Annotated in this window: 23 protein-coding genes; 12 read left to right on the top strand and 11 right to left on the bottom strand. The window is 72.6% G+C overall.

The genetic code is table 11. From position 1 onward, the window contains the following. Positions 1–45 precede the first annotated feature (45 nt). Positions 46–651, top strand: coding sequence for a GTP cyclohydrolase I FolE (gene folE / locus ACWIF2_RS33315; RefSeq protein WP_454364621.1), 606 nt, complete (start codon positions 46–48; stop codon positions 649–651). A gap of 476 nt (positions 652–1,127) precedes the next feature. Here the strand turns inward: folE and ACWIF2_RS33310 are convergent, their stop codons facing one another. The 6 genes from ACWIF2_RS33310 to ACWIF2_RS33285 form a co-directional block, all read right to left on the bottom strand. Then, positions 1,128–1,616 carry a DUF3180 domain-containing protein gene (locus ACWIF2_RS33310; protein ID WP_454364620.1) on the bottom strand — a complete coding sequence of 163 codons (489 nt, stop codon included), beginning with the start codon at positions 1,614–1,616 and terminating at the stop codon, positions 1,128–1,130. A gap of 59 nt (positions 1,617–1,675) precedes the next feature. Then, positions 1,676–2,287 (bottom strand): 2-amino-4-hydroxy-6-hydroxymethyldihydropteridine diphosphokinase, encoded by a 612-nt coding sequence (gene folK / locus ACWIF2_RS33305; protein ID WP_454364619.1) that lies wholly within the window; start codon positions 2,285–2,287, stop codon positions 1,676–1,678. After that, on the bottom strand, positions 2,284–2,643 hold the full coding sequence (folB, locus tag ACWIF2_RS33300) for a dihydroneopterin aldolase (RefSeq protein ID WP_391114581.1): 360 nt from the start codon (positions 2,641–2,643) through the stop codon (positions 2,284–2,286). The genes folK and folB overlap by 4 nt, the downstream gene beginning before the upstream one ends. 260 nt (positions 2,644–2,903) lie before the next feature. Beyond that, on the bottom strand, positions 2,904–3,407 hold the full coding sequence (locus ACWIF2_RS33295) for a nuclear transport factor 2 family protein (protein WP_382490895.1): 504 nt from the start codon (positions 3,405–3,407) through the stop codon (positions 2,904–2,906). Further along, entirely contained in the window at positions 3,404–4,294 is an 891-nt protein-coding gene (folP, locus tag ACWIF2_RS33290) for a dihydropteroate synthase (protein WP_454364618.1), read from the bottom strand. Before folP ends, ACWIF2_RS33295 begins: the two co-directional genes overlap by 4 nt. A 72-nt stretch (positions 4,295–4,366) precedes the next feature. Next, positions 4,367–6,211: a phosphatidylglycerol lysyltransferase domain-containing protein gene (locus tag ACWIF2_RS33285; RefSeq protein ID WP_454364617.1), complete on the bottom strand. Its 1,845-nt coding sequence runs from the start codon at positions 6,209–6,211 to the stop codon at positions 4,367–4,369. Between the two features lie 232 nt (positions 6,212–6,443). On the opposite strand from ACWIF2_RS33285, the gene ACWIF2_RS33280 reads away from it, so the two are divergent. Beyond that, positions 6,444–7,592, top strand: a complete 1,149-nt coding sequence (locus tag ACWIF2_RS33280; protein WP_454364616.1) for an alpha/beta hydrolase — start codon at positions 6,444–6,446, stop codon at positions 7,590–7,592. Positions 7,593–7,707: 115 nt separating this feature from the next. After that, positions 7,708–8,925 (top strand): hypothetical protein, encoded by a 1,218-nt coding sequence (locus tag ACWIF2_RS33275; protein ID WP_454364615.1) that lies wholly within the window; start codon positions 7,708–7,710, stop codon positions 8,923–8,925. Positions 8,926–8,946: 21 nt separating this feature from the next. Here ACWIF2_RS33275 and ACWIF2_RS33270 read toward each other — a convergent pair whose 3' ends face one another. Further along, positions 8,947–10,281, bottom strand: a complete 1,335-nt coding sequence (locus ACWIF2_RS33270; protein ID WP_454364614.1) for a PH domain-containing protein — start codon at positions 10,279–10,281, stop codon at positions 8,947–8,949. After that, positions 10,278–10,814: a PH domain-containing protein gene (locus ACWIF2_RS33265; protein WP_454364613.1), complete on the bottom strand. Its 537-nt coding sequence runs from the start codon at positions 10,812–10,814 to the stop codon at positions 10,278–10,280. Before ACWIF2_RS33265 ends, ACWIF2_RS33270 begins: the two co-directional genes overlap by 4 nt. 31 nt (positions 10,815–10,845) lie before the next feature. Here ACWIF2_RS33265 and ACWIF2_RS33260 point away from each other — a divergent pair, with 31 nt between their 5' ends. Further along, complete coding sequence (locus ACWIF2_RS33260) at positions 10,846–11,997, top strand: NADH-quinone oxidoreductase subunit D (protein WP_454364612.1); 1,152 nt, start codon at positions 10,846–10,848, stop codon at positions 11,995–11,997. A 4-nt stretch (positions 11,998–12,001) separates the two neighbouring features. Here ACWIF2_RS33260 and ACWIF2_RS33255 read toward each other — a convergent pair whose 3' ends face one another. After that, a complete protein-coding gene (locus ACWIF2_RS33255) occupies positions 12,002–13,003 on the bottom strand; it encodes an SAM-dependent methyltransferase (RefSeq protein ID WP_454364611.1) in 1,002 nt (333 codons plus the stop codon). Between the two features lie 118 nt (positions 13,004–13,121). On the opposite strand from ACWIF2_RS33255, the gene ACWIF2_RS33250 reads away from it, so the two are divergent. Both ACWIF2_RS33250 and ACWIF2_RS33245 read left to right on the top strand, forming a co-directional pair. Next, entirely contained in the window at positions 13,122–14,312 is a 1,191-nt protein-coding gene (locus ACWIF2_RS33250; RefSeq protein ID WP_454364610.1) for a sensor histidine kinase, read from the top strand. 82 nt (positions 14,313–14,394) lie between these two features. Further along, the gene (locus ACWIF2_RS33245; protein ID WP_454364609.1) at positions 14,395–15,066 is read left to right on the top strand and encodes a response regulator; all 672 of its coding nucleotides are present in this window, start codon (positions 14,395–14,397) and stop codon (positions 15,064–15,066) included. Between the two features lie 52 nt (positions 15,067–15,118). Here ACWIF2_RS33245 and ACWIF2_RS33240 read toward each other — a convergent pair whose 3' ends face one another. Then, the gene (locus ACWIF2_RS33240; protein ID WP_454364608.1) at positions 15,119–16,228 is read right to left on the bottom strand and encodes a DUF5937 family protein; all 1,110 of its coding nucleotides are present in this window, start codon (positions 16,226–16,228) and stop codon (positions 15,119–15,121) included. 159 nt (positions 16,229–16,387) lie between these two features. Between ACWIF2_RS33240 and ACWIF2_RS33235 the strand changes: the two genes are divergently transcribed. After that, positions 16,388–16,609: a hypothetical protein gene (locus ACWIF2_RS33235; protein WP_454364607.1), complete on the top strand. Its 222-nt coding sequence runs from the start codon at positions 16,388–16,390 to the stop codon at positions 16,607–16,609. A gap of 74 nt (positions 16,610–16,683) precedes the next feature. Here the strand turns inward: ACWIF2_RS33235 and ACWIF2_RS33230 are convergent, their stop codons facing one another. After that, positions 16,684–17,853, bottom strand: a complete 1,170-nt coding sequence (locus tag ACWIF2_RS33230; protein ID WP_454364606.1) for a threonine aldolase family protein — start codon at positions 17,851–17,853, stop codon at positions 16,684–16,686. A 174-nt stretch (positions 17,854–18,027) separates the two neighbouring features. Here ACWIF2_RS33230 and ACWIF2_RS33225 point away from each other — a divergent pair, with 174 nt between their 5' ends. From ACWIF2_RS33225 to ACWIF2_RS33205, 5 genes are read left to right on the top strand one after another with little or no spacing between them, the layout of a single operon-like run. Continuing rightward, positions 18,028–18,966 (top strand): Rossmann-like and DUF2520 domain-containing protein, encoded by a 939-nt coding sequence (locus ACWIF2_RS33225; protein ID WP_454364605.1) that lies wholly within the window; start codon positions 18,028–18,030, stop codon positions 18,964–18,966. Next, positions 18,963–19,964 (top strand): pantoate--beta-alanine ligase, encoded by a 1,002-nt coding sequence (panC, locus tag ACWIF2_RS33220; protein ID WP_454364604.1) that lies wholly within the window; start codon positions 18,963–18,965, stop codon positions 19,962–19,964. The genes ACWIF2_RS33225 and panC overlap by 4 nt, the downstream gene beginning before the upstream one ends. Further along, complete coding sequence (locus ACWIF2_RS33215) at positions 19,961–21,682, top strand: L-aspartate oxidase (RefSeq protein WP_454364603.1); 1,722 nt, start codon at positions 19,961–19,963, stop codon at positions 21,680–21,682. The genes panC and ACWIF2_RS33215 overlap by 4 nt, the downstream gene beginning before the upstream one ends. A gap of 5 nt (positions 21,683–21,687) precedes the next feature. Further along, positions 21,688–22,662: a carboxylating nicotinate-nucleotide diphosphorylase gene (gene nadC, locus ACWIF2_RS33210; RefSeq protein WP_454364602.1), complete on the top strand. Its 975-nt coding sequence runs from the start codon at positions 21,688–21,690 to the stop codon at positions 22,660–22,662. Positions 22,663–22,676: 14 nt separating this feature from the next. After that, positions 22,677–23,474, top strand: a complete 798-nt coding sequence (locus tag ACWIF2_RS33205) for a type III pantothenate kinase (protein ID WP_382490849.1) — start codon at positions 22,677–22,679, stop codon at positions 23,472–23,474. The last annotated feature ends 97 nt before the right edge of the window (positions 23,475–23,571 follow it).

The following is a 23,571-nucleotide window of genomic DNA, read 5'->3' as shown; positions in this document are numbered from 1 at the left end:
TTTCCGCAGGCGGCCCCGTGAAGGACACAGGAACGAGGCACCCAGATGACCGACCCCGTGACGCTGGCCGGCGAGGGCCAGCTCGGCGAGTTCGACGAGAAGAGAGCCGAGAACGCCGTTCGGGAACTGCTGATCGCGGTCGGCGAGGACCCCGACCGCGAGGGGCTTCGGGAGACACCGGCGCGGGTCGCGCGGGCGTACAGGGAGATATTCGGCGGGCTGTGGCAGAAGCCAGAGGATGTTCTGACGACGACGTTCGATCTTGGGCATGACGAGATGGTGCTGGTGAAGGACATCGAAGTCCTGAGCTCCTGTGAACATCATCTTGTACCATTTGTCGGAGTTGCCCATGTTGGCTACATTCCGTCCGTTGAAGGCAAGATCACGGGCCTCTCCAAGCTGGCGCGGCTCGTCGACGTGTACGCGCGGCGTCCGCAGGTGCAGGAGCGTCTGACCACGCAGATCGCCGACTCCCTGATGCAGATCCTGGAGCCGCGTGGCGTGATCGTCGTTGTCGAGTGTGAGCACATGTGCATGTCGATGCGTGGGGTCCGAAAGCCGGGCGCGAAGACCATTACCTCGGCGGTCCGCGGCCAGCTTCGTGATTCCGCGACCCGCAATGAGGCAATGAGCCTGATCATGGCGCGCTGACCTGATTGTCAGTGGTGCCCGATACCGTCGTTGATCAGTGGAGTTGATCGCTGATCAAGCTCTGGAGCCTCGACGGTACGCGGACGGTACAGACGACCGTTGTTGACGTGACCGCGGTCAAGGCGCGCGAAGTGGTCGACGTGGTCACCGATCGCCTGACGTTCACCGTCGCCGCGAAGCAGGAGCTCTACACCGCTGAGGGGTGGATGACCGCTGCCGAGGCGGCGGGCAGCATGCTCGCCCCTTCCTTGATGAGCTGGCCAAGATCATCGGTGCGAGGTTCACCCCCAGACCGAATGGCCGAACGGCACCCCTTGGAGCCCGTCGAGGCCAGTTGGGTCGAGGTGCGGGACACCCGGCTGCGCGAGGCCAAGGGAGCCAAGCCCTTCACCCTCTACAGCTACCGCCTCGACCCCCACCCGGCTTCCTGGTCAACGGGCATCTCGCCCGGCAGCCCTGGTGAGGCCCGGGTGTGGTCACGTCGTAGGGGCCGCGCCCGTGCCGTCGTGTTCGTCGTCTTCCGGGAGTTTGCAGACGCGTTCCAGGAAGATGGCCGCCGCTATGACGCCGATGCCCGCGACGACGGAGAAGCCGGCGTAGATGGCCTGGTCGCGGCGGGCGGGGATGTCGAGGGACTCCAGCAGGAAGACGCCGGTGCCGCCGTACATGCCGGAGACGAGGGCGGCGACCAGGGCGCTGGCGTGGCCGAAGACGACCGCTCGGGCCGCCATCATGGGGTCGACGCCCTTGGCGTCGGGCTGCCGCTCGCGCTGGGCCTTCAGGCGGGAGCGGAGCGAGAGCGCCGTGGCCAGGAGGACGACGGCGATCAGGGCCAGGACGATGGGGGCGGCCAGCGGGACGCTCGGGAGCGTGCCGACCGAGTTCCACAGGCGGGCCCCGGCCCAGGACAGCACCCCGGCCACGACGAAGACGCCGACCAGCACCCTGATGCGCAGCTCTCTCACGGTGTCCCTTCAGTTCCCCCGGCGGTGGCCCCGTTCCGCGGCCGTCTTGACCTTAACGGCTACTCGGGCAGCCGGAGTTCCAGGTCCTTGCGGGGCGCCACGCCGTCGCGGGTGACGGAGTCCAGCAGACCGGCGACCGGGCCGCGTCCGGGCAGCTGCGCCTCGGGGTCGAGGTCGTGCCAGGGGGCCAGGACGAAGGCGCGCTCGTGGGCGCGGGGGTGGGGGAGGGTGAGCTGCGGGTCGTCGGAGACGACATCGGCGTAGGACACGATGTCGACGTCGAGGGTGCGGGGGCCCCAGTGCTCGTCCCGGACACGGTGGAAGGCCTCCTCGACCGCGTGCGCCCGCTCCAGGAGCGAGGAGGGCGGGAGGGTGGTCTTCAGGACGACGACCGCGTTGAAATAGGCGGGCTGGCTGCCGGGCGCCACGCCCCAGGGCTCGGTCTCGTAGACCGGGGAGACGCCCTTGATACGGAGGCCGGGGGTGTCCTCGAGGGCGTCGACGGCTCCCTGGAGGGTCTCCAGTCGGTTGCCGAGGTTGGAGCCGAGGGCGATAACAGCCCATTTGGGATTGCTGAGCGTGGTGTCGGCGGCGTCGACCTTGTCGACGACGGAGGCGGGTACCGGCTGTACGGTCGGGTCGCTGGGACCCTTGATGAAGGGTGCAGTCATACTCGGCTCCGGGTGATGGTGACGGTCACGTCGTCGAAGGGGACGGTGATCGGGGCGTCCGGCTTGTGGACGCACACTTCGATCTCCTTGACCCCCTCGTGCTTCAGACATACCTGGGCTATCCGCTCGGCGAGCGTCTCGATGAGGTTGACGGGCTCGCCCTCGACGACGGCCACGACCTCCTCGGCCACGATGCCGTAGTGAACGGTCTTCGCCAGGTCGTCGTCGGCCGCGGCCGGCCGGGTGTCCAGGCCGAGGACGAGGTCCACGACGAAGGTCTGGCCCTCCTCACGTTCCTCGGGGAACACACCGTGATGCCCACGGGCCTTCAGGCCGCGCAGCGCGACACGATCCACGCGAATCACTCCTGCAATCGTCGGTCACGGCCGGTCCGTGCCGTGTGCGGGCGGCACACCGGCCTCAGTCGAATCTACCTGCGAGCCCGGACGGGGCCGGGCCACGGGGGTGGGCGCCCGGGCCGGGCCGGGCAGGGTTCATCCAGCGTTTCCCCTGGCGAACCCGGTGGCTCATGGGCTGGTAGCCGCCCATACCCGGGGGTCCGTGATTCCAACCACGTCGTCGTCCCGCGTCCGGCCCTTGTGAGGCGCCTACCCACTCAGGAGGGGGTCTCCTCGCCCTCGTCCTCGTCGGTTTCGGCCAGAACGGGGGAAGCGTGGTGCGACCAGAGCTTCCACCCCTGGGGCGTGCGCCGGAACACGTTGGTGGCGACCACAAGCTGTCCGACGAGCGGGCCGAGCTCCTCGTCGCCCTCGGGGGCGGGGCCGCCGCTGAGGATGTTCTCCGTGCAGTTCACCAGGGCGGTGTCGCCGGTGACCGAGACATGCACATCGGTGAGGAAGAACTGGATGTAGTCGGTGTTCGCCATGATCAGCGCGTACGACCGGAGGACCTCGCCGCGGCCGGTGAGCACGGGCCAGCCGGGGTGCACGCAGGAGACCACGCCGGTGTCGGCCGGGTCGTGGTAGGACTCGTCGACGCCCAGGTCGGAGGGGGTCAGCCAGAGCGACGCCAGTTCCTCGAAGTCGCCCTGTTCCAGTGCCTCGTAGAAGGCGGTGTTGGCGGCCTCGACCTGTTCGACGTCGGTGTGCGGGGCGCTCACCGGGCTCCCTCTGCGCCGGTGCCCGTCGTACGCGCCCCTTCGATGGCGTGGGCGACGCGTACCGCGTCGGCCGTGGCGCGTACCTCGTGCACGCGTACGGCCCAGGCGCCGGCGTGCGCGGCGAGGGCGGAGACGGCGGCGGTGGCGGCGTCGCGCTCGCGTGCGGGCGGGGGCGGGCCGTCGGGGCCGGCCAGGACCCGGCCGAGGAAGCGCTTGCGGGAGGCGGCGACGAGCAGCGGGTGGCCGAGCCGCAGGACGCGGTCGAGGCTCGCGAGGAGCGCGAGGTCGTGCTCGGCGTCCTTGGAGAAGCCGAGCCCGGGGTCGACGACGACGCGGTCGGGGGCGATGCCGCCGGCCAGTACGGCGTCCACGCGGGTGCGCAGCTCGTCGACGACCTCGCCGACGACGTCGGCGTACTCGCCCTTGACGTTGCCGCCCTGGAGGAAGCCGCGCCAGTGCATGACGACGAAGGGGGCGCCGGCGTCGGCGACGGCCGGGATCATGCGAGGGTCGGCGAGGCCGCCGCTGACGTCGTTGACGAGGGCGGCGCCCGCCGCGAGGGCCCGTTCGGCGACGGAGGCGCGCATGGTGTCGACGGAGACGGTGACGCCTTCGGAGGCCAGGCCGCGGACGACGGGGATGACGCGCCGGAGTTCTTCGGCCTCGTCCACCCGGGCGGCGCCGGGGCGGGTCGACTCGCCGCCGACGTCGACCAGGTCCGCGCCTTCGGTGACGAGGTCGAGCCCGTGTTTGACGGCGGTCGTGGTGTCGAAGAAGCGGCCGCCGTCGGAGAAGGAGTCGGGGGTGACGTTCACGACTCCCATGACCGCGCAGCGGTCCCATTCCGGTAGGCCCGCCACGCGCCCGCGTCCGCTCTGGTTGCTCATATGTTCAGCGTAGGCCCAGGCGGGGGCCGTCAGGGGCTGCGGCCCAAGTGACGGCCCCGTGGGGTGGCTCGGTCATGCCGCCCGGACGTTGCGTTCCGTGGCGGTGCCGTGGGCGCAGGGGCGGCGGCCGGCCGGGCCGCGGCGGCGCAGGAAGCGGGGCAGCGGGAGGGCGAGGTTGACGAAGCCCTCGGCCTGCATGGCGGCGAATCCGATGCGGGGCAGGTCGGCGGAGGCGCGGTAGACGACGAAGCGGGGTTCCCAGCGTGGCCGGAACTTGGCGTTGAACTTGTACAGGGACTCGATCTGGAACCAGCGCGAGAGGAAGACGAGCAGTCCGCGCCAGGCGCGCAGCACCGGGCCGGCGCCGATCTTCTCGCCGCGTGCCAGTGCCGCGCGGAACATGGCGAAGTTGAGGGAGACGCGTGCGATGCCGAGCTTGGGGGCGGCCTGGAGGGCGGCGACGATGAGCAGTTCGTTCATGCCGGGGTCGGCGGAGCGGTCGCGGCGCATGAGGTCCAGGGAGGCGCCGTCGGTGCCCCAGGGCACGAAGTGCAGGATCGCCTTGAGGTCGCCGTAGGGGCCGGGGTGGTCGTCCTGTTTGTGGGCGGTGGCGATGAGGCAGTCGCCGTCGGCGGGGTCGCCGATGCGGCCGAGCGCCATGGAGAAGCCGCGTTCGGTGTCGGTGCCGCGCCAGTCGTCGGCGGCGCGGCGGATGCGTTCCAGCTCGGCCTCGCCGAGGTCACGGACACGTCGTACCCGGGTTTCGTAACCGGCGCGCTCGATGCGCTTGACCATCTGGCGCACGTTGCGCATCGCGCGGCCGGCGAGTGAGAAATCCTTGACGTCCACCACCGCCTCGTCGCCCAGTTCGAGGGCGTCGAGCCCGGTCTCGCGGGTCCACACCTGGCCGCCGGTCTCGGAGCAGCCCATGACGGCGGGGGTCCAGGAGTGGGCCTTGGCCTCGTCCATGAACTGTTCGATGGCGCCGGGCCAGGCCTCGACGTCGCCGATGGGGTCGCCGCTGGCGAGCATCACGCCGGAGACCACGCGGTAGGTGACGGCCGCCTTGCCGCTGGGGGAGAAGACGACGGCCTTGTCGCGGCGGAGCGCGAAGTGGCCGAGGGAGTCGCGGTCGCCGTGCCGTTCCAGCAGGGCGCGCAGCCGGGTCTCGTCCTCCTCGGTGAGCCGGGCGGCGGGGTGTTCGGGGCGGAAGGCCAGGTAGATGGTGGTGACGGCGGTGAGCAGGCCGAGGGCGCCGAGCGAGAAGGCCACGGTCCAGGAGGTGGTGCCCTGGTAGTCGACGGGGCCCTCGAAGCCGAAGAGGCCGTAGATGACGTGGGTTATGCGGTCGGCGAGGCTCGGGTCGCCGATGATGCGCTCGGAGTGGACGCTGACGATGAGCAGGCCGAGCATCAGCGAACCGGCGCTCATGAGCACGAAGTTGGCGAGTGCCCGCCAGCGGCTGCGCGGGTCGGGCAGGGCGTCGAACTGGTCGCGGTGGCGCAGCAGGGGTGCCAGCAGTGCCAGGGAGATGAGTACGCCGACGATCGAGTGCCGGTAGGTGAACTGCGCGACGGCGCCGGCGGGCAGCAGGGCGACGGCCGCCCGCCAGGCCCGGCGCTTGCCGCGCTTGAGGCCGTGGGCGAGCAGCAGCAACAGCACGCCGGTGCTGAGGGACAGGGCGGCCGCGAACGGGCCGAGGGCGCCGGGCAGTACCTCGGCGATGGCGTGCATGCGGCTGTGGCGGAAGCGCGGGAACACGCCCGCTGCGATGTCCAGGATACCCACGAGGGCGCAGGCTCTGCCGACCAGGACGGGGACGGCCTCGGGGCGCGGTCCGCGCAGCAGTTGGCGCACCCGGTTCCCCCGGGCCGTGGGCGCCGCGTCGCTTCTGCGACTCGGAACCTCGACCGACATTTCCTCATCTGTCCTGACAGACATCGCATCCCGTAGTTCTGCGAGAGACCTTGGATCCGGTGCCGATTCGGGCATCCGGCGACATTGCGCCCTCTAGGACGGTGTCTCGGGGGGAGAGGTTCACTCCCCACGTCAAAGCCGTTTCAAAGGCCAAGGAAAGTCCGGGACAAGCCCTCGCGAAGGTGTGGTCGCGGGGGTGGCCGGACGGAGAGCGCGGACAGGTAACCAACCCATGGGTCTCACGAGCAACAAGGTGCTGCTGCTGGCGGTGCTGTCGGCCGTGCTGCTGTTCGCCGGCACGGTCTGGCTGTGGCCACGGCTGGCCCGGCGCGGCTGGCGGATGGTGGGCGGGCGGGTAGGCCTGCTGCTGGCCACCCAGCTGTCGCTGTTCGCCGCGGTGGGTCTGGCCGCCAATCAGGCCTTCGGGTTCTACGCGAGCTGGGCGGACCTGTTCGGGCAGGAGAAGGACCAGGGCGTAGTGGTCGACCACGCGCGGGGCGAGGGCCCGCTGGAGGTGGTCGCCACGCGGCGGGTGCCGGGGGCGGGCGGTGCGCAGCCCCAGGTCGGCGGCCGGATCCAGGAGGTCGGGATCGTGGGCCGGACGACCCGCATCGCCACCCCGGCGTACGTCTATCTGCCGCCGGAGTACTTCCAGCCGCGGTACCGCACGCGTTCGTTCCCCGCGGCCGTGGTGCTGACCGGTTATCCGGGTACGGCGTCGGCGCTGGTGGAGAAGCTCCACTATCCGCGTACGGCCCTGGAACTGGCCCGGGCGGGCCGGATGCGGCCGACGATCCTCGTGATGCTGCGGCCGACGGTGGCGCCGCCCCGGGACACGGAGTGCGTGGACATCCCGGGCGGACCGCAGACCGAGTCGTTCTTCGCCAGGGATCTGCCCGACGCGTTGCGTTCGCAGTTCCGGGTGGCCGGAAAGCCGGGCAGGCTGGGCATCATCGGCAACTCCACGGGCGGCTACTGCGCGTTGAAGATCGCCATGCACCATCCCGATGTGTATGCCGCGGGGGCGGGTCTGTCCGCGTACTACAAGGCGCCGATCGACGCCACGACCGGTGATCTCTTCCAGGGCGACAAGGGGCTGCGGAATCGCGCCGACCTGTGGTGGTACCTGAAGCACGAGCCTGCTCCGGATACTTCGCTGCTGGTCACCAGCAGCAAGACGGGCGAGTCCAACTACGAGGACACGCTGCGGTTCATCGAGCGGGTGAAGAACACCGGGCGGACGCGGATCTCGTCGATCGTCCTCGAAAGCGGCGGGCACAACTTCAACACCTGGCGGCGCGAGATTCCGGCGACGCTGGAGTGGATCAGCGGGCGGCTGGAGGGCCGTTCGGGGACCGTTGGGAATGATCTTGAGAATTGATTGAAGGGTCGATTCCGCTTCTTGCCGAGTTCTGATGCGGTGTGAACACTTCGGTATGGCTTTGTTTTGCGGGGTGGCTCACCATGATTCGCCTACGCGCGGTAAGTTTCTGGCCATGCCACGTGGACGTCACCGCCATTCCCCGCCCCTGCACAGGCTGCTCCCCCCGTCGGCGATCGCAGGCGTCTCCCTCGTCTGCGCCCTGGGGCCCTGGGTGTTCACGGAGCCGATGGCGCTCCGCGGTCTGGCCGCGGCCGCCGCGGTCACGGCGGTCGTCGGGGCGGTCGTGCTGCGCCGCTGGGACGCCCAGGCGGGCAAGCGCGTCGCCGACCTCACGCGCGGGCGCGCGAGCGACGAGTGGCGCTTCGAGGAGCGCGTCGCCGAACTGGAGGGCGACCTCGAGGAGTCCCGCGAACTGCGCGTGAAGCTCGAGCAGCGACTGCGCGCCAAGCGCACGGAACTGGCCGGGCTGCGCAACGAACACGCCGCGCTGCTGCGCCGGTACGCCACGTCCGAGACCGAGCGCGCGAGCGTCCTGGAGGAACGCCGGGTGCTCGAGATCGAGGCGACGGTTCCGGTGCGGGCGCTGACCGCGGGGTCGGCGAAGACGGCGGACGCCGCGGCGGAGGGCTCGGCGGAGGCGGACGAGGCACCTGCCGCTCAGGCCGAGGCCCTCACCGTCGAGGAGGAGCCGGCGGTTCCCGCCGTCTTCTCGCCGGAGGGCTCCCGGCTGTTCCTGCGGGCGGCGGCAGCGCTCGCCCGGTTCGACGGCGACACGGCCCCGGACCCGGACGGCGGCCCGGACGGCGACGGCGACGGCGTCCCTGACGACGACGAGGACGAGCCCGCGCAGGAGCAGAAGGACGAACAGCCGGACCGGCGGGAGCCGTCCCACGAGGACGAGCCGCAGGAGCGCTCCGAGGCGGTCGACGCCCACGAGCGCCCGGCCGTCGGAACGTCCGCCCAGGACGACACCTCCGCCAGGGCCGAGACCGAGCGGCTCCCGCAGCCCGCCTCTTCAGGCCACTACACGGTGCCGACGGCCGTGGCGGTCGCCCCGCAGACGCCGGCGCGGCGCCCCCGGACCGAGGGCGGCTTCGACTTCTTCGGTACGAAGCAGGAGACGTCCCGCGCCGCCCTGGAGGCCGTGCAGAACGAGGACCTGGCGGATGTCGTCGGCCAGGAGGCCCTCGCCCTGCACAAGGCCGAGGCTGAGGCCCGGTACAAGCCCGCGGACGACGAGGCGCGCGGGATCGGCCAGGTCATCGACCTGACCGCGCACGACGAGACGGAACAGATCGACGTGCAGGGCCTGCGCAGCGCGGTTTCCTGACCGGGCGGACCGGGCGGCCGGTCACGCCATCCAGCGGTCCGGCCGCGCGTCCCTGCGCCCGGTCCGGGACCGCTCCGCCTGCCGCGCCAGCAACTCGCGTGCCTCGTCCGCGTCCCGCAGCCGCGCCCGCACCACCTTGTTCGCGCCCGTGTCCACACACACGTCGGCCACGCCCCGGGCCCGCTCCCAGGGCCCCTGCGTCATCCGTACGCTCTGCACCTTGGCGTGCGGCACCAGCGCCAGACTCCGCGCCAGCAGCCCGGAGCGCGCCGCGAACACCGTGTCGGTGACGGCGAGTCCGTACCCCCGCCACCACACCGGCACGCACCAGCGGGCGCGGCGCGGCGACGGCGACAGGGCCGCGCGCTCCGGCACGGTCACCCCGGGCAGCGCCAGCGCTACGACGGTCTCCGCGAGTTCGCGCGGGGCGACCGGCACCAGCACGGAGTTGGACGAGCCCGCCACATCGAGCTCCACACGCACCCAGCCGCGCCGCCGCCACAGCAGCGGCTCCACGATCCGCACGGTCTGCACCCGCCCCGGCGGCACCGTCTCGTGGGCCCGGTCCAGCAGGCCGTGGTCGATGCGCAGCCCGTCGGGCGACTCGCCCACCGTCCAGTCGTACTCGCCGACGAACCGCCCCACACTGCTCGCGCCCGCCGCGCCCAGCAGCGGCAGGGCGACCGCGAGGACCGTCCACAGGCTGTGGGTGAGCAGCCACAGCACCGGCGGAACGACGAGCGCCGCCGCCAGCGACCCCCAGGTCGCGCCCGTCAGCACCAGCGACAGGGCGAGGACACCGGGCGGCACCCGCAGCAGCTGCCGGGACGGCGCCTCACCGACCTCGTGCGCGGTCTCGGGCGCGAATCCGGCCGCCCGGGCGAGCAGTTCGGCCCGCAGCGTTCGCGCCTCGTCCGCGCCCAGGAAGGCCAGTTCGTCCTTCTTGTCGGTCCCTATGACGTCGAGTTTCAGCTTGGCGACGCCCGCGACCCGGGCGAGCAGCGGCTGGGTGACGTCGATGGCCTGGATCCGCTCCAGGCGGATGTGCGCGGTGCGCCGGAACACCAGGCCGGTGCGGATGCGCAGTTCGGTGTCGGTCACCGCGAAGTGCGTGAACCACCAGGAGCAGAAGCCGTAGAGGGCGGCGGCCGGGACGATCACGGCGAGGCCGATCAGCAGCGTGGTCGTCGTCAGCCGGGTCAGATGGCGCTGCGCCCCGTCGGGGTCGTGCAGGGCCCAGCCGATGAGCACGGCGACCGGTGCCCAGGCCCGCCGCAGCGGTGTGACGGGGTGCAGCCGCCGCTCGGCCACCCCTGCGGAGGCCTCCGCCGCCTCCGTGGCCTCCGGCGCCGTCACAGCCCCGCCGATCGGGCCTCGCCCAGCTCGGTGAGCCGGTCGCGCAGCCGTTCCGCCTCGGCCGGGTCCAGGCCGGGGATCGTCGCGTCGGTGGCCGCGGCGGCGGTGTGCAACTGCACGCTGGCCAGCCCGAAATGCCGCTCGACGGGGCCGGAGGTGACCTCGACCAGCTGCATCCGCCCGTACGGCACGACCGTCTCCTCGCGCCACAGCACGCCCCGGCTGATCAGCAGGTCGTCGGCGCGCTCGGCGTACCGCCAGGAACGCCAGTTGCGGTCGATCATCACCCAGCCCCAGGCCATCAGCCCCAGGGGCAGCACGGCGAAGACGGCCCAGGCGGGCCCGGCCAGCAGGCCCGGCAGCAGCCCGGCGGCCAGGGCGATCAGCCCCAGCCACACCACCAGCAGCAACCGTCGCATCTTCAGCAGCCCGGGCGGCAGCGCGATCCACACCGGCCCGCCCTCGACCGCCGCCCCCGCCGTGCCCTCGACGGCCGCCGTCGGCTCCGCCTCCCGCGCACTCCCCGTATCCATGAGCCCAGCGTACGTAGGAGAGACTGTGTCCATGACTCCTACGACGGAGACCATGGTCGGAATCGGCGGCGCCGCGGAGAGCACCGACATGGTGCTCAACATCGGACCCCAGCATCCCTCCACGCACGGCGTGCTGCGGCTGAAGCTGGTCCTCGACGGCGAGCGGATCACGCACGCGGAGCCGGTGATCGGCTATATGCACCGCGGCGCGGAGAAGCTGTTCGAGGCGCGCGACTACCGCCAGATCATCATGCTGGCCAACCGCCACGACTGGCTGTCGGCGTTCTCCAACGAGCTGGGCGTGGTCCTCGCCGTGGAGCGGATGCTCGGCATGGAGGTCCCCGAGCGCGCGGTGTGGCTGCGCACGCTGCTCGCCGAGCTGAACCGGGTGCTCAACCACCTGATGTTCCTCGGCTCGTACCCGCTGGAGCTCGGCGGGATCACCCCGATCTTCTACGCCTTCCGGGAGCGCGAGGAACTCCAGCACGTCATGGAGGAGGTCTCCGGCGGGCGGATGCACTACATGTTCAACCGCGTCGGCGGCCTCAAGGAGGACCTGCCGGCCGGATGGACCACGCGCGCGCGTGCCGCCGTCGCGGACGTGCGATCCCGCATGGACCGCTTCGACGACCTGGTGCTCGGCAACGAGATCTTCCGGGGCCGCACCCGGGGCGTCGGCAGGCTCACGCCCGAGGCCGTGCACGCCTACGGGGTCAGCGGGCCCATCGGGCGCGGCTCGGGCGTCGACTTCGACCTGCGCCGGGACGAGCCGTACCTGGCCTACGGCGAGCTGGGCGACGTCCTGAAGGTGGTGACCCGGCAGGAGGGCGACTGCCTGGCCCGCTTCGAGTGCCTCCTGGAGCAGACGCACAACGCGCTCGACCTGGCCGACGCCTGCCTCGACCGGCTCGCCGAGCTGCCGCCCGGGCCGGTCAACCAGCGGCTCCCCAAGGTGCTGAAGGCGCCCGAGGGCCACACGTACGCCTGGACCGAGAACCCCCTCGGCATCAACGGCTACTACCTGGTCAGCAAGGGCGAGAAGACCCCGTACCGGCTGAAGCTGCGCTCGGCCTCGTACAACAACATCCAGGCGCTGACGGAGCTGCTGCCGGGGACGCTGGTCGCGGACATGGTGGCGATCCTGGGGTCGATGTTCTTCGTGGTCGGGGACATCGACAAGTAGGGGCTCAGTCCCGGAGCGGGTCCGGGATCCCGACCGGCTGGACCAGCCACCCGAAGTCGCCCAGCCCGCCCGCGGCCGTGAGCTCGGCGGCCTCCCCGGCGCTCGCGAGGGCGCGTACGTAGGCGGTGGGGTCCGTGGACGCGAGCGCGAGCGGGGGCCGTGCGCCGGTCACGCCCAGGGTGCCCAGCGCCTCACGCTGGGGGAGGAGCCGCCCGCCGGGCAGCACGCACGCGTCCAGGGCCACATGCGCGGTGATGTCGCAGGAGCCGTCCGGAACGGCCGTGGTCTCGCGGCCCTCCCGGAACCCGGTGAGCGTCCCGAAGGGCGGCCGCGCGGCCGCGGTGTGCGCGTAGTCCACGGCGACGGCGAGCCCCCGGTCCAGCGTGGCGACCGCCGAGGCCCAGGCCTCGTCCCTGGTCAGGCCGATCTCGGCCCGCAGCCCCGGCTCGCCGCCCAGCGGCCACCACCGCTCCAGCCACCGCGCCTGATCCCCGTCGACCGGCTCCCCGAGCCGCTCGCTCCCGTCCTCCCGGACCAGCACCAGCCGGGCCGTGCCCGCGGAGTCCACCTCCGCGACCTCCACCGGCACGTTGTCCAGCCACTCGTTGGCGAACAGCAGCCCCGTCGTCCCTTCCGGGGGCGTGGCCAGCCACTCGATCCGGTGATCGAGCCCCGCGGGCCGCCCGGCGATCTCCACGGCGTACACACGCGTGCGGGCCGCCACCTCGTCCGGGAGCGCGGCGAGCACCCCGCCGGCCAGCTCGCCCCGCCCGGCCGCCATGTCGACGAAGTCCAGCACCGCGGGCCGCCCCAGCGCCTCGTCGACCCGGCACAGCAGCCGCGCCACGGCCCCCGCGAACAGCGACGACGCATGCACGGACGTACGAAAGTGCCCGCCGGGCCCTTCCTCCCGCCGGTAGAAGCCGCCCGGCCCGTAAAGCGCCTCCTCCGCCGCCCCTCGCCACCCACGCCACTCGTGCAACTCGGGCCTCGTACCTGGTGTCACCGGGTCAGAGTAAGCGCACACAACGAACGCAACTCCACCTTGCGGAGTACGTGCCCCCGGTGCGGATCGGTCCTCCGGTTGACCCCTGCACCTATCGCCCTTCCCTACGCTGGGTTACGTGCAGCGCCTCTATGACTTCCTCCGCAGGCACCCGATGTGGGTCGACGGCTCCTGGGCCGTGGTCCTCCTCGGGATTTCCATGGTCGGCGGAGCGGCGGGCGGATACGGCTCACCGGCCGTCGCCGTTCCGCTCACGCTGCTGCTGTGCCTGGTGGTCGCGCTGCGCCGCCGCCTGCCGGAGAAGATGCTGCTGCTCGCGACCGCGGTCGGCGTGGCCCAGCTGATCACCGATGTGGAGCGGGGCCCGGCCGACTTCGCCCTGCTGGTGATCGTCTACACCGTCGCCGCGGAGGGCGCGCGCTGGGCCTCCCGCTTCGCGCTGGGCGCGGGCCTGTGCGCGGCCCCCGTCTCCCAGCTGCGCTGGCCCAGCGACCATACGAACCTCGCGGGCAACATCGCCCTGACGGTCTTCATGGCCGTGCCCTTCGCCCTCGCCTGGGTGCTCGGCGACTCCATCCGCACCCGCCGCGCCTACTTCGCACAGCTGGAGGAGCGGGCCGCCCGCCTGGAAAGGGAGCGCGAGGCGCAGTCCAAGGTCGCCGTCGCCGCCGAACGCGCCCGGATCGCACGCGAGTTGCACGACGTCGTCGCGCACAACGTCTCGGTGATGGTGGTCCAGGCCGACGGCGCCGCCTACGTCCTCGACGCGGCTCCCGACCAGGCGAAGAAGGCCCTGGAGACCATCTCCTCCACCGGCCGCCAGGCCCTCGCCGAGATGCGCCGCCTGCTCGGTGTGCTGCGCACGGGGGAGCATCAGGAGGCCGGCGAGTACGTGCCGCAGCCCGACGTCCAGCAGATCGAGGACCTCGTCGAGCAGTGCCGCGCTTCCGGGCTGCCCGTCGACTTCAAGGTCGAGGGCACGCCCCGGCCGCTGCCCAGCGGCGTCGAGCTCACGGCGTACCGCATCGTGCAGGAGGCGCTCACCAACACCCGCAAGCACGGCGGGCCCAACGCGGGCGCGAGCGTGCGCCTGGTGTACTTCGACGACGGCCTCGGCCTGCTCGTCGAGGACGACGGCAAGGGCGCCCCGCACGAGCTGTACGAGGAGGGCGGGTTCGACGGCCAGGGCCACGGCCTCATCGGCATGCGCGAGCGGATCGGCATGGTCGGCGGCACCCTGGACGCCGGGCCGCGCCCCGGCGGAGGATTCCGCATCAGTGCCCTGCTGCCGCTCAAACCCGCCGGCTGACGTCGGCACACGTCCTCCGCTGACACCTGTAACGCTCCCACTGGCAACGCTCCAACCGTAAAGAGACTTGGAAGAGGCCCTGATGACGATCCGCGTGATGCTCGTCGACGACCAGGTGCTGCTGCGCACCGGGTTCCGGATGGTGCTCGCCGCCCAGCCGGACATGGAGGTCGTGGCGGAGGCGGGCGACGGGGTCGAGGCCCTCCAGGTGCTGCGCTCGACCGAGGTCGACGTGGTGCTGATGGACGTCCGTATGCCGAAGCTCGACGGTGTGGAGACGACCCGCCGGATCTGCGCCGACACCGACCCGCCGAAGGTGCTCATCCTGACCACGTTCGACCTCGACGAGTACGCCTTCTCCGGGCTGAAGGCGGGCGCCTCCGGCTTCATGCTCAAGGACGTGCCGCCCGGTGAGCTGCTCGCCGCGATCCGCGCCGTGCACAGCGGTGACGCGGTCGTGGCGCCCTCCACCACCCGACGGCTCCTGGACCGCTTCGCACCGATGCTGCCGGGCACCGTCAAGCAGCCCCAGCACCAGCAGCTGGAGCGGCTCACCGACCGCGAGCGCGAGGTCATGGTGCTGGTCGCGCAGGGCCTGTCCAACGGGGAGATCGCGGCCCGGCTCGTGCTGTCCGAGGCGACCGTGAAGACGCACGTAGGCCGCATCCTGACCAAGCTGGGCCTCAGGGACCGCGTGCAGGTCGTGGTGCTGGCCTACGAGACCGGGCTGGTACGGGCCGGCGGGCACGGCTGAGCCGGGCGGCGACCGCTCGGCTCCCGTCGGCTGACTGCTCGACTCTCGTCGGCTATCTGAGGATCCCCTCCAGGAATTCGCTGCCGAGCCGGGCCACCACCGTCACATCCAGCTGGTGCAGGACGTAGCGCCCGCGGCGGCGGGTGGTGAGCAGGCCCGCCTTCTTCAGCACCGCAAGGTGCCGGGATATCTCCGGGGCCGTCATGCCGTGCACCTGCGCCAGCTCGCCCGTGGTGTACGCGCTGCGGGCCAGATTGCGGCACATGCGCATCCGCACGGGGTGGGACAGCGCGGTCATGCGCAGGGCCAGCTGTTCGAGATTGGGCGGGGCGGCGAGCTCGGGGGAGCCGACCGGGTAGTGCAGCACCGGCTGCCAGCCGTACCGGTGCAGGACCATCAGATGCGGCCAGCCCAGGCTCGTCGGGACGAGCAGGAGGCCGCCGTCGCCGGTGGACGTACCGTCGTCGCCGCCCAGCTTGTCGACCGTGATCCGGCCCGCCGCCTCGTCGAGCGTGATCGCCGGGGACACCGCGGCCAGCGCCTCGGCCATGCCCTTGCGCCGGAAGAGGTCCGTCTTGAGCCGCGCGTCCGCCGCGAGCTGGTGGCGCAGCCGGGACCAGGCCTCCGCGAAGAACGCCTCGTCGCAGTCCTGGAGGAACTGCCGCAGCCAGGCCCGGATCGAGGGCGGGTCGCCCAGCAGCCGTCGGCTGAAACGCAGTTGCTGGGGCCCACGCGCGGCGGCCAGGTCCAGCGCCCTGCGGCGCACCTCGGGGTCGGACAGCGCGGTGGGCCCGCATGAGCCGTACCCGCCGGCACAGGTGAACTCCAGTGCCGCGTCGACGAACTGCTCGTCCGACAGCTTGTCGAGCAGGTCCAGCTCCTCGGCGAGCGTGCCGCCCGGGAGCGTGCTCCGGCCCGGGACACCGGCGAAGGGCATGAACAGGTCCGAGAACGTCGACCGCCACAGGAAGTCGGCCTCGCACATCCGGTCGGCCAGGTGGGGGTCGAGCCGGGCGGTCACGCCCGTCACCCAGCCCTGGAGGCCCGGGTGGTGCCCGGGCTCGGACAGTGCGTGCAGCGCCATGCCGAGCTCGGCCAGGGGCGAGGGCACGACGGCGATCTCCTCCGGCCGCAGCCCCGCGATGTCGATGTGCACGCTCATGCCCTCATGGTGCACGCAGCCACTGACAACGCCCCCGTCGATTGACGGGCCTCGTCAATCGACGCGACTTCGCATCCGGCGCGGGCGCAGGGTGGGAGCGCCGGGGCAGCCGCGGAGCCTACGGACCTCCATCACCCCGACCCGCCGAGGCGATCCACGATGAGCATCACGCAGCAGCACCTCCTCGACCTCTACCGCGCCCAGCAGCTCGGCGAGCCCGCACCGCCCGCGCCCGGCACACACGACCGGCGGGTCGTCCGCGAGTGGCGCGACGAACGCCGATTCCGTGCGGTCCTGGCCGGGCGCCCGGCGAGCGGCCGACAGCGGATCCGGCACGCTCTGAGCCGCTGGCTGCACCCTCGACGCCGCTTCACCGGCTGACCGCTCCGGCCGCCGGCCGACCGTCACCGTGGGCGGCCGGCGGCCTGCTGCCGGTTTCCGACCGCCTGCCGCCGCTACCTGCCGCCCTCCCCGGGCAACCGGGCGACGAACTCCGCGACCGCCGCCTTCACGTCCTCGGCGGTCCACTCCAGCCCGGGGGCCCGCACGCTCACCTCCGTGCGGGCCAGGCCCGGACCGCCCCGGGCCCAGGCGTCGGCGAACAGGAAGACACCCGTCTCCTCGGCCGTCCGCACCGCCGCCTCTCCGACGACATCCGCCTCGTACGGCAGCCAGACCTGGAAGTCGTGGGTGTGCGGCACCTCCGGGTACACGCGGGCCCACGGCACCCCGGCCGCCGCGAACCCCTCGCGCAGGGCGGCGGCCACCACGCGCGCGTGGGCGACGTACTCCGGCAGCCGGGGCAGCTCCCGCTCCAGCCCGGCCAGCGCCGACAGAGCGGTGGGGAACTGCTGGAAGACCAGGCCGCCGTACCGGTGCCGCCAGGCCTTCGCCTCCTCCACCAGCTCCTTCGGGCCGGCGAGCGCCGCACCTCCGACCCCCTCCAGGGCCTTGTAGAACGACACGTAGACGCTGTCCGCCAGGCCCGCGATCTCCTCCAGGGACCGGCCTAGCTGGACGGTGGACTCCCACAGCCGCGCCCCGTCGAAGTGCACCACGGCGTCCCGCTCCCGCGCGGCCTGAACCACCTCCGTGAGCTCCTCCCAGGAGGGCAGCACGAAACCGGCCTCCCTGAGGGGGAGTTCCAGCATCAGCGCCCCGAAGGGCTCCTCGAAGTCGCGCACCTCGGCGGCGGTGGGCAGCCGCGGCTCGTCCGTCACACGCACCGGGCGCAGACCGCCGACCTCGCTGAACGCGTTCCGCTCGTGCACCTCGGGATGGCTGAGCGCGTGCAGGGCGACGGTCGGGTCGCCGGTGCGGCCCGCCCAGCAGCGCAGGGCCACCTGCTGGGCCATCGTGCCCGTCGGGAAGAACGCGGCGGCCTCGGTGCCGAGCAGCCCGGCGACCTTCGTCTCCAGCGCCTCGACGACCCCGTCGCCGTACACGTCGGACAGCTCGTCCAGGTCGTAGAGGTCCTCCACCGCGGCCAGTTCCGCCAGGCGCTCCCGGAGCGTCTTGTGGAAGGCGAAGCGCGCGAGCACCCGCCGTGCGCCGCGATGGGCGGCCATCCGCCGCTCACGGAGCCCCGTCCGCCGCTCCTCGTCCTGTCCCGTCGTGTCAGTCATGCCCCGGATCCTGCCCCGCGCGCGTGCGGGCGGGCACCCGCATTTCCCGCACACCCTGTGGACGGCTTCTCCCACACCCTGTGGACGGCCGAACACCCCTCGAACCGATCGCGTTAACATGACGAGAAATCGTCCGGTACCCGGAGCGGACTGGAACGGGAAGGCCGCCGTCGAGTGAACACAACCCCACAGCCAGACCCCAGGGACCGCCCCGCGCGCCTCACCGTCGGCGTCGTCGGCGCCGGGCGCGTGGGCCCCGCGCTTGCCGCGGCCCTGCAACTCGCCGGGCATCGCCCGGTCGCCGTCTCCGCGGTCTCCGACACCTCCCGGCGCCGTGCCGCGCAACTCCTGCCCGACGTGCCGGTGATGCCGCCCGCCGAGGTCCTCCAGCGGTCCGACCTGGTCCTGCTGACCGTTCCGGACGACGCCCTGCCCGAGCTGGTCGCCGGACTCGCCGACACGGGGTCGGTCCGGCCGGGACAGCTGCTCGTCCACACCTCCGGGCGCTACGGCGCCCAGGTGCTCGACCCCGCCCTGCGCGCGGGCGCCCTGCCGCTGGCCCTGCACCCCGCGATGACCTTCACCGGCACGCCCGTGGACGTCCAGCGGCTGGCCGGCTGCTCCTTCGGCGTCACCGCGCCCGAGGAACTGCGGCTGGCCGCCGAGGCCCTCGTCATCGAGATGGGCGGCGAGCCCGAGTGGATCGCCGAGGAGAACCGGCCGCTCTACCACGCGGCGCTCGCCCTGGGCGCCAACCATCTGGTCACCCTGGTCGCCCAGTCCCTGGAGCTGCTGCGCGCGGCCGGGGTCGCCGCCCCCGACCGGATGCTCGGCCCGCTGCTCGGCGCGGCCCTGGACAACGCCCTGCGCTCCGGCGACGCCGCGCTCACCGGCCCGGTCGCGCGCGGCGACGCGGGCACGGTCGCGGCCCACGTCAGCGAGCTGCGCCGGCACGCCCCGGGGACCGTCGCCGGCTATCTGGCGATGGCCCGCGCGACCGCCGACCGGGCCCTGGCCCACGGCCTGCTGAAGCCGGAGCTCGCAGAGGACCTCCTCGGGGTACTCGCCGACGGGACGGACGGCACCGACGGCACCGAAGGGGACGCCCGATGACCACCACCCTGCTGAGCACCGCCGACGAGCTGCACGCACGCGTGCGGGCGGGCCGCCGCGCCGTGGTGATGACCATGGGCGCCCTGCACGAGGGCCACGCCACGCTGATCCGCACCGCGCGCGGCATCGCGGGCCGGGACGGCGAGGTCGTCGTCACCGTCTTCGTCAACCCGCTGCAGTTCGGGCAGGGCGAGGACCTCGACCGCTATCCGCGCACCCTGGAAGCCGACCTCAAGCTCGCCGAGGAGTCCGGCGCGGACGTCGTGTTCGCGCCCGCCGTGGACGAGGTGTATCCCGGTGGCGAGCCCCAGGTCCGCGTCACCGCGGGCCCCATGGGCGAGCGCCTGGAGGGCTCCGCGCGCCCGGGCCACTTCGACGGCATGCTCACGGTCGTCGCCAAGCTGCTGCACCTGACCCGTCCCGACGTCGCCCTGTACGGCCAGAAGGACGCCCAGCAGCTCGCTCTGATCCGCCGCATGGTGCGGGACCTGAACTTCGGCGTGGAGATCGTCGGCGTCCCCACCGTCCGCGAGGACGACGGCCTCGCCCTGTCCAGCCGCAACCGCTACCTCTCGCCCGCCGAGCGGCGCACCGCCCTCGCACTGTCCAGCGCCCTGTTCGCGGGCCAGGACCGGCACGCCGCCCAGGAGGCGCTGCGGGCCCGGGCCCGCGAAGTGCCCGCCACACGCGCGCGTGCCGAGGCGCTCAGCGCCATCGGCGAGTCCCGCGCGGCAGCCGACGCGCACGCCGTGGCGACGGCCGTCCCGGGCGGCCCGGCGGCCGTCCGCGCGGCGGCCCGCCAGGTCCTGGACGAGGCCGCCCGCCTCGATCCGCCGCTGGCCCTGGACTACCTCGCGCTGGTCGACCCGTCCGACTTCACCGAGATCGGGCACGACTTCACCGGCGAGGCGGTCCTCGCCGTGGCCGCCCGGGTCGGGACGACCCGGCTGATCGACAATCTCCCCCTCACCTTCGGAACCTTCGGAGCCGCCTCGTGACCAGCACAGGCATACGACTGCACGCGCCTGAGCCCGGGTGGTCCATCGACGCGGACGTGGTCGTCGTCGGCTCCGGCGTCGCCGGCCTGACCGCGGCCCTGCGCTGCCAGGCCGCGGGCCTGCGGACCGTCGTCGTCACCAAGGCCCGCTTGGACGACGGCTCCACCCGCTGGGCCCAGGGCGGCATCGCCGCGGCCCTCGGCGAGGGTGACACACCCGAACAGCACCTCGACGACACCCTGGTCGCGGGCGCGGGCCTGTGTGACGAGGAAGCGGTCCGCATCCTCGTGACCGAGGGCCCCGACGCCGTACGCCGTCTCATCGAGACCGGCGCCCGGTTCGACGAGTCCACCGCGGGCGGCCTTGAACTCACCCGCGAGGGCGGCCACCACCGCCGCCGCATCGCCCACGCCGGCGGTGACGCCACGGGCGCCGAGATCTCCCGCGCCCTGGTCGACGCGGTACGCGCGCGTGGCGTGCGCACGGTCGAGAACGCGCTGGTCCTGGACCTCCTCACGGACGCCGAGGGCCACACCGCGGGCGTCACCCTGCACGTCATGGGGGAGGGCCAGCACGACGGCGTGGGCGCGGTCCACGCACCCGCCGTGGTCCTGGCGACCGGCGGCATGGGCCAGGTCTTCTCGGCGACCACCAACCCGTCCGTGTCCACGGGCGACGGCGTTGCCCTGGCGCTCCGCGCGGGCGCCGAGGTCAGCGACCTGGAGTTCGTTCAGTTCCACCCGACCGTTCTCTTCCTGGGCGCCGACGCGGAGGGCCAGCAGCCCCTGGTCTCCGAGGCGGTCCGCGGCGAGGGCGCCCACCTGGTCGACGCCGACGGCACGCGCTTCATGCTCGGCCGGCACGAACTCGCCGAACTCGCCCCCCGGGACATCGTCGCCAAGGGCATCATGCGCCGCATGCAGGAGCAGGACGCCGACCACATGTTCCTCGACGGCCGGCACTTCGGCGCCGAGATGTGGGAGCACCGCTTCCCGACGATCCTCGCGGCCTGCCGCGCCCACGGCATCGACCCGGTCACCAGCCCCATCCCGGTCGCCCCGGCCGCCCACTACGCCTCCGGCGGCGTCCGCACCGACTCCCGGGGCCGTACGACCGTCCCAGGGCTGTACGCGTGCGGGGAGGTCGCCTGCACCGGTGTGCACGGCGCCAACCGCCTGGCCTCCAACTCCCTCCTCGAAGGCCTGGTCTACGCCGAGCGCATCGCGGCCGACATCGTGGCGAGCCACGCGGAGAACGGCCTCCTCACGCGCGTGCCCCGGCCGCTCCCGTACCCGGAGACCCCCGAGCACCCCCTGCTCACCGCGGAGGCCCGCTTCACGATCCAGCGGATCATGTCCGACGGCGCGGGTGTGCTCCGCTCGGCCGGCTCCCTGGCCAAGGCCGCCGACCAGCTCCAGCGGCTGCACACCGACGCCCGCGACGCCCTCGCCGAGAACGGCAAGACCGCCGAGCCCGGCGTCGACACCTGGGAGGCCACCAACCTCCTGTGCGTGGCCCGGGTCCTGGTCGCCGCCGCCCGGCTCCGCGAGGAGACCCGGGGCTGCCACTGGCGCGAGGACCGCCCCGAGCGCGACGACACCGACTGGCGGCGCCACATCGTCGTACGCCTGAACCCGGACCGCTCGCTGGCCGTGCACACCACGGACACCACACACTTCCCCACGACCCTCCCCACCCAGGCCCCCCAGGAGCAGTGACCGACGTGACCACCCCCGACCTTCCCCTCGCCTCGTCCGGAGGCTGCGGCGACGGCTGTGCCTGCGGAGCGGACGAGCAGGCGTACCTGGAGTGCGGCCTGGACCCCGCACTCGCCCAGCTCCTGGCCGACGCCGGCCTCGACCCGGTCGAGGTCGAGGACATCGCCAACGTGGCTCTCCAGGAGGATCTGGCCCACGGCGTGGACGTGACGACGGTCGCGACGATCCCCGAGGACGCGGTGGCCACCGCCGACTTCACGGCACGCGAAGCAGGAGTAGTGGCCGGCCTCCGGATCGCCGAAGCCGTCATCTCGGTCGTCTGCGAGGAAGAGCTGGAGATCGAGCGCCACGCGGAGGACGGCGACCGCGTGGAGGCGGGCCAGAAGCTCCTCTCCGTCACCACCCGCACCCGCGACCTCCTCACCGCCGAACGCAGCGCGCTGAACATCCTGTGCCGCCTGTCGGGCATCGCCACGGCCACGCGCGCGTGGGCGGACACGCTCGACGGCACCAAGGCCAGGGTCCGCGACACCCGCAAGACGACCCCCGGCCTGCGCAGCCTCGAGAAGTACGCGGTCCGCTGCGGCGGCGGCGTCAACCACCGCATGTCCCTCTCGGACGCGGCCCTGGTCAAGGACAACCACGTGGTCGCCGCGGGCGGCGTCGCCCAGGCCTTCCAGGCGGTCCGCGACCGCTTCCCCGACGTCCCCATCGAGGTCGAGGTCGACACCCTGCACCAGCTCCGCGAGGTCCTGGACGCCGGAGCGGACCTGATCCTCCTGGACAACTTCACGCCGGGCGAGTGCGAGGAGGCGGTGGCCCTCGTCCAGGGCCGCGCCGCCCTGGAGGCGTCGGGCCGCCTGACCCTCGGCAACGCCAAGGCGTACGCGGACACCGGCGTCGACTACCTGGCCGTCGGAGCGCTCACCCACTCCTCGCCGATCCTGGACATCGGCCTCGACCTGCGGCCGGCGGAGTAGGGCGGATACGGGTCATGCTGCTGACGATCGACGTAGGAAACACCCACACCGTCCTCGGCCTGTTCGACGGCGAGGACATCGTCGAACACTGGCGCATCTCCACGGACGCGCGCCGCACCGCCGACGAACTCGCGGTCCTCCTCCAGGGCCTGATGGGCATGCACCCGCTCCTCGGCGACGACCTGGGCGACGGCATCGACGGCATCGCCATCTGCGCGACCGTCCCCTCGGTCCTGCACGAGCTCCGCGAGGTGACCCGCCGCTACTACGGCGACGTACCCGCCATCCTCGTCGAACCGGGCGTCAAGACGGGCGTCCCGATCCTCATGGACAACCCCAAGGAGGTCGGCGCCGACCGCATCATCAACGCGGTGGCGGCGGTCGAGCTCTACGGCGGTCCCGCCATCGTCGTCGACTTCGGCACGGCGACGACGTTCGACGCGATCAGCGCGCGCGGCGAGTACGTCGGCGGGGTCATCTCGCCCGGCATCGAGATCTCCGTGGAGGCCCTCGGCGTCCGAGGCGCCCAGCTCCGCAAGATCGAGGTGGCCCGGCCCCGCAGCGTCATCGGCAAGAACACGGTCGAGGCGATGCAGTCGGGCGTCATCTACGGCTTCGCCGGCCAGGTCGACGGCGTCGTCAACCGCATGGCCCGCGAGCTGTCGGAGGACCCGGAGGACGTCACCGTGATCGCGACGGGCGGCCTCGCACCGATGGTCCTGGGCGAGTCGTCGGTCATAGACGAGCACGAGCCATGGCTGACCCTGATCGGCCTGCGACTGGTGTACGAGCGAAACGTGTCGCGCATGTGAGCAGCCGCTCGGCGATTCGCCGAAAGCCGGGTGGGTGCGCAACTCGGCGCGACGAGGTGCCGCTGCGCCCACCCGTGCCGCCCTTAGCGGCACGCAT

It is taken from the genome of Streptomyces sp. NPDC055506 (genome assembly GCF_053643595.1).
The sequence above is the reverse complement of the archived record's forward strand: the minus strand, read 5'-3'. Positions and strand labels throughout refer to the sequence as shown.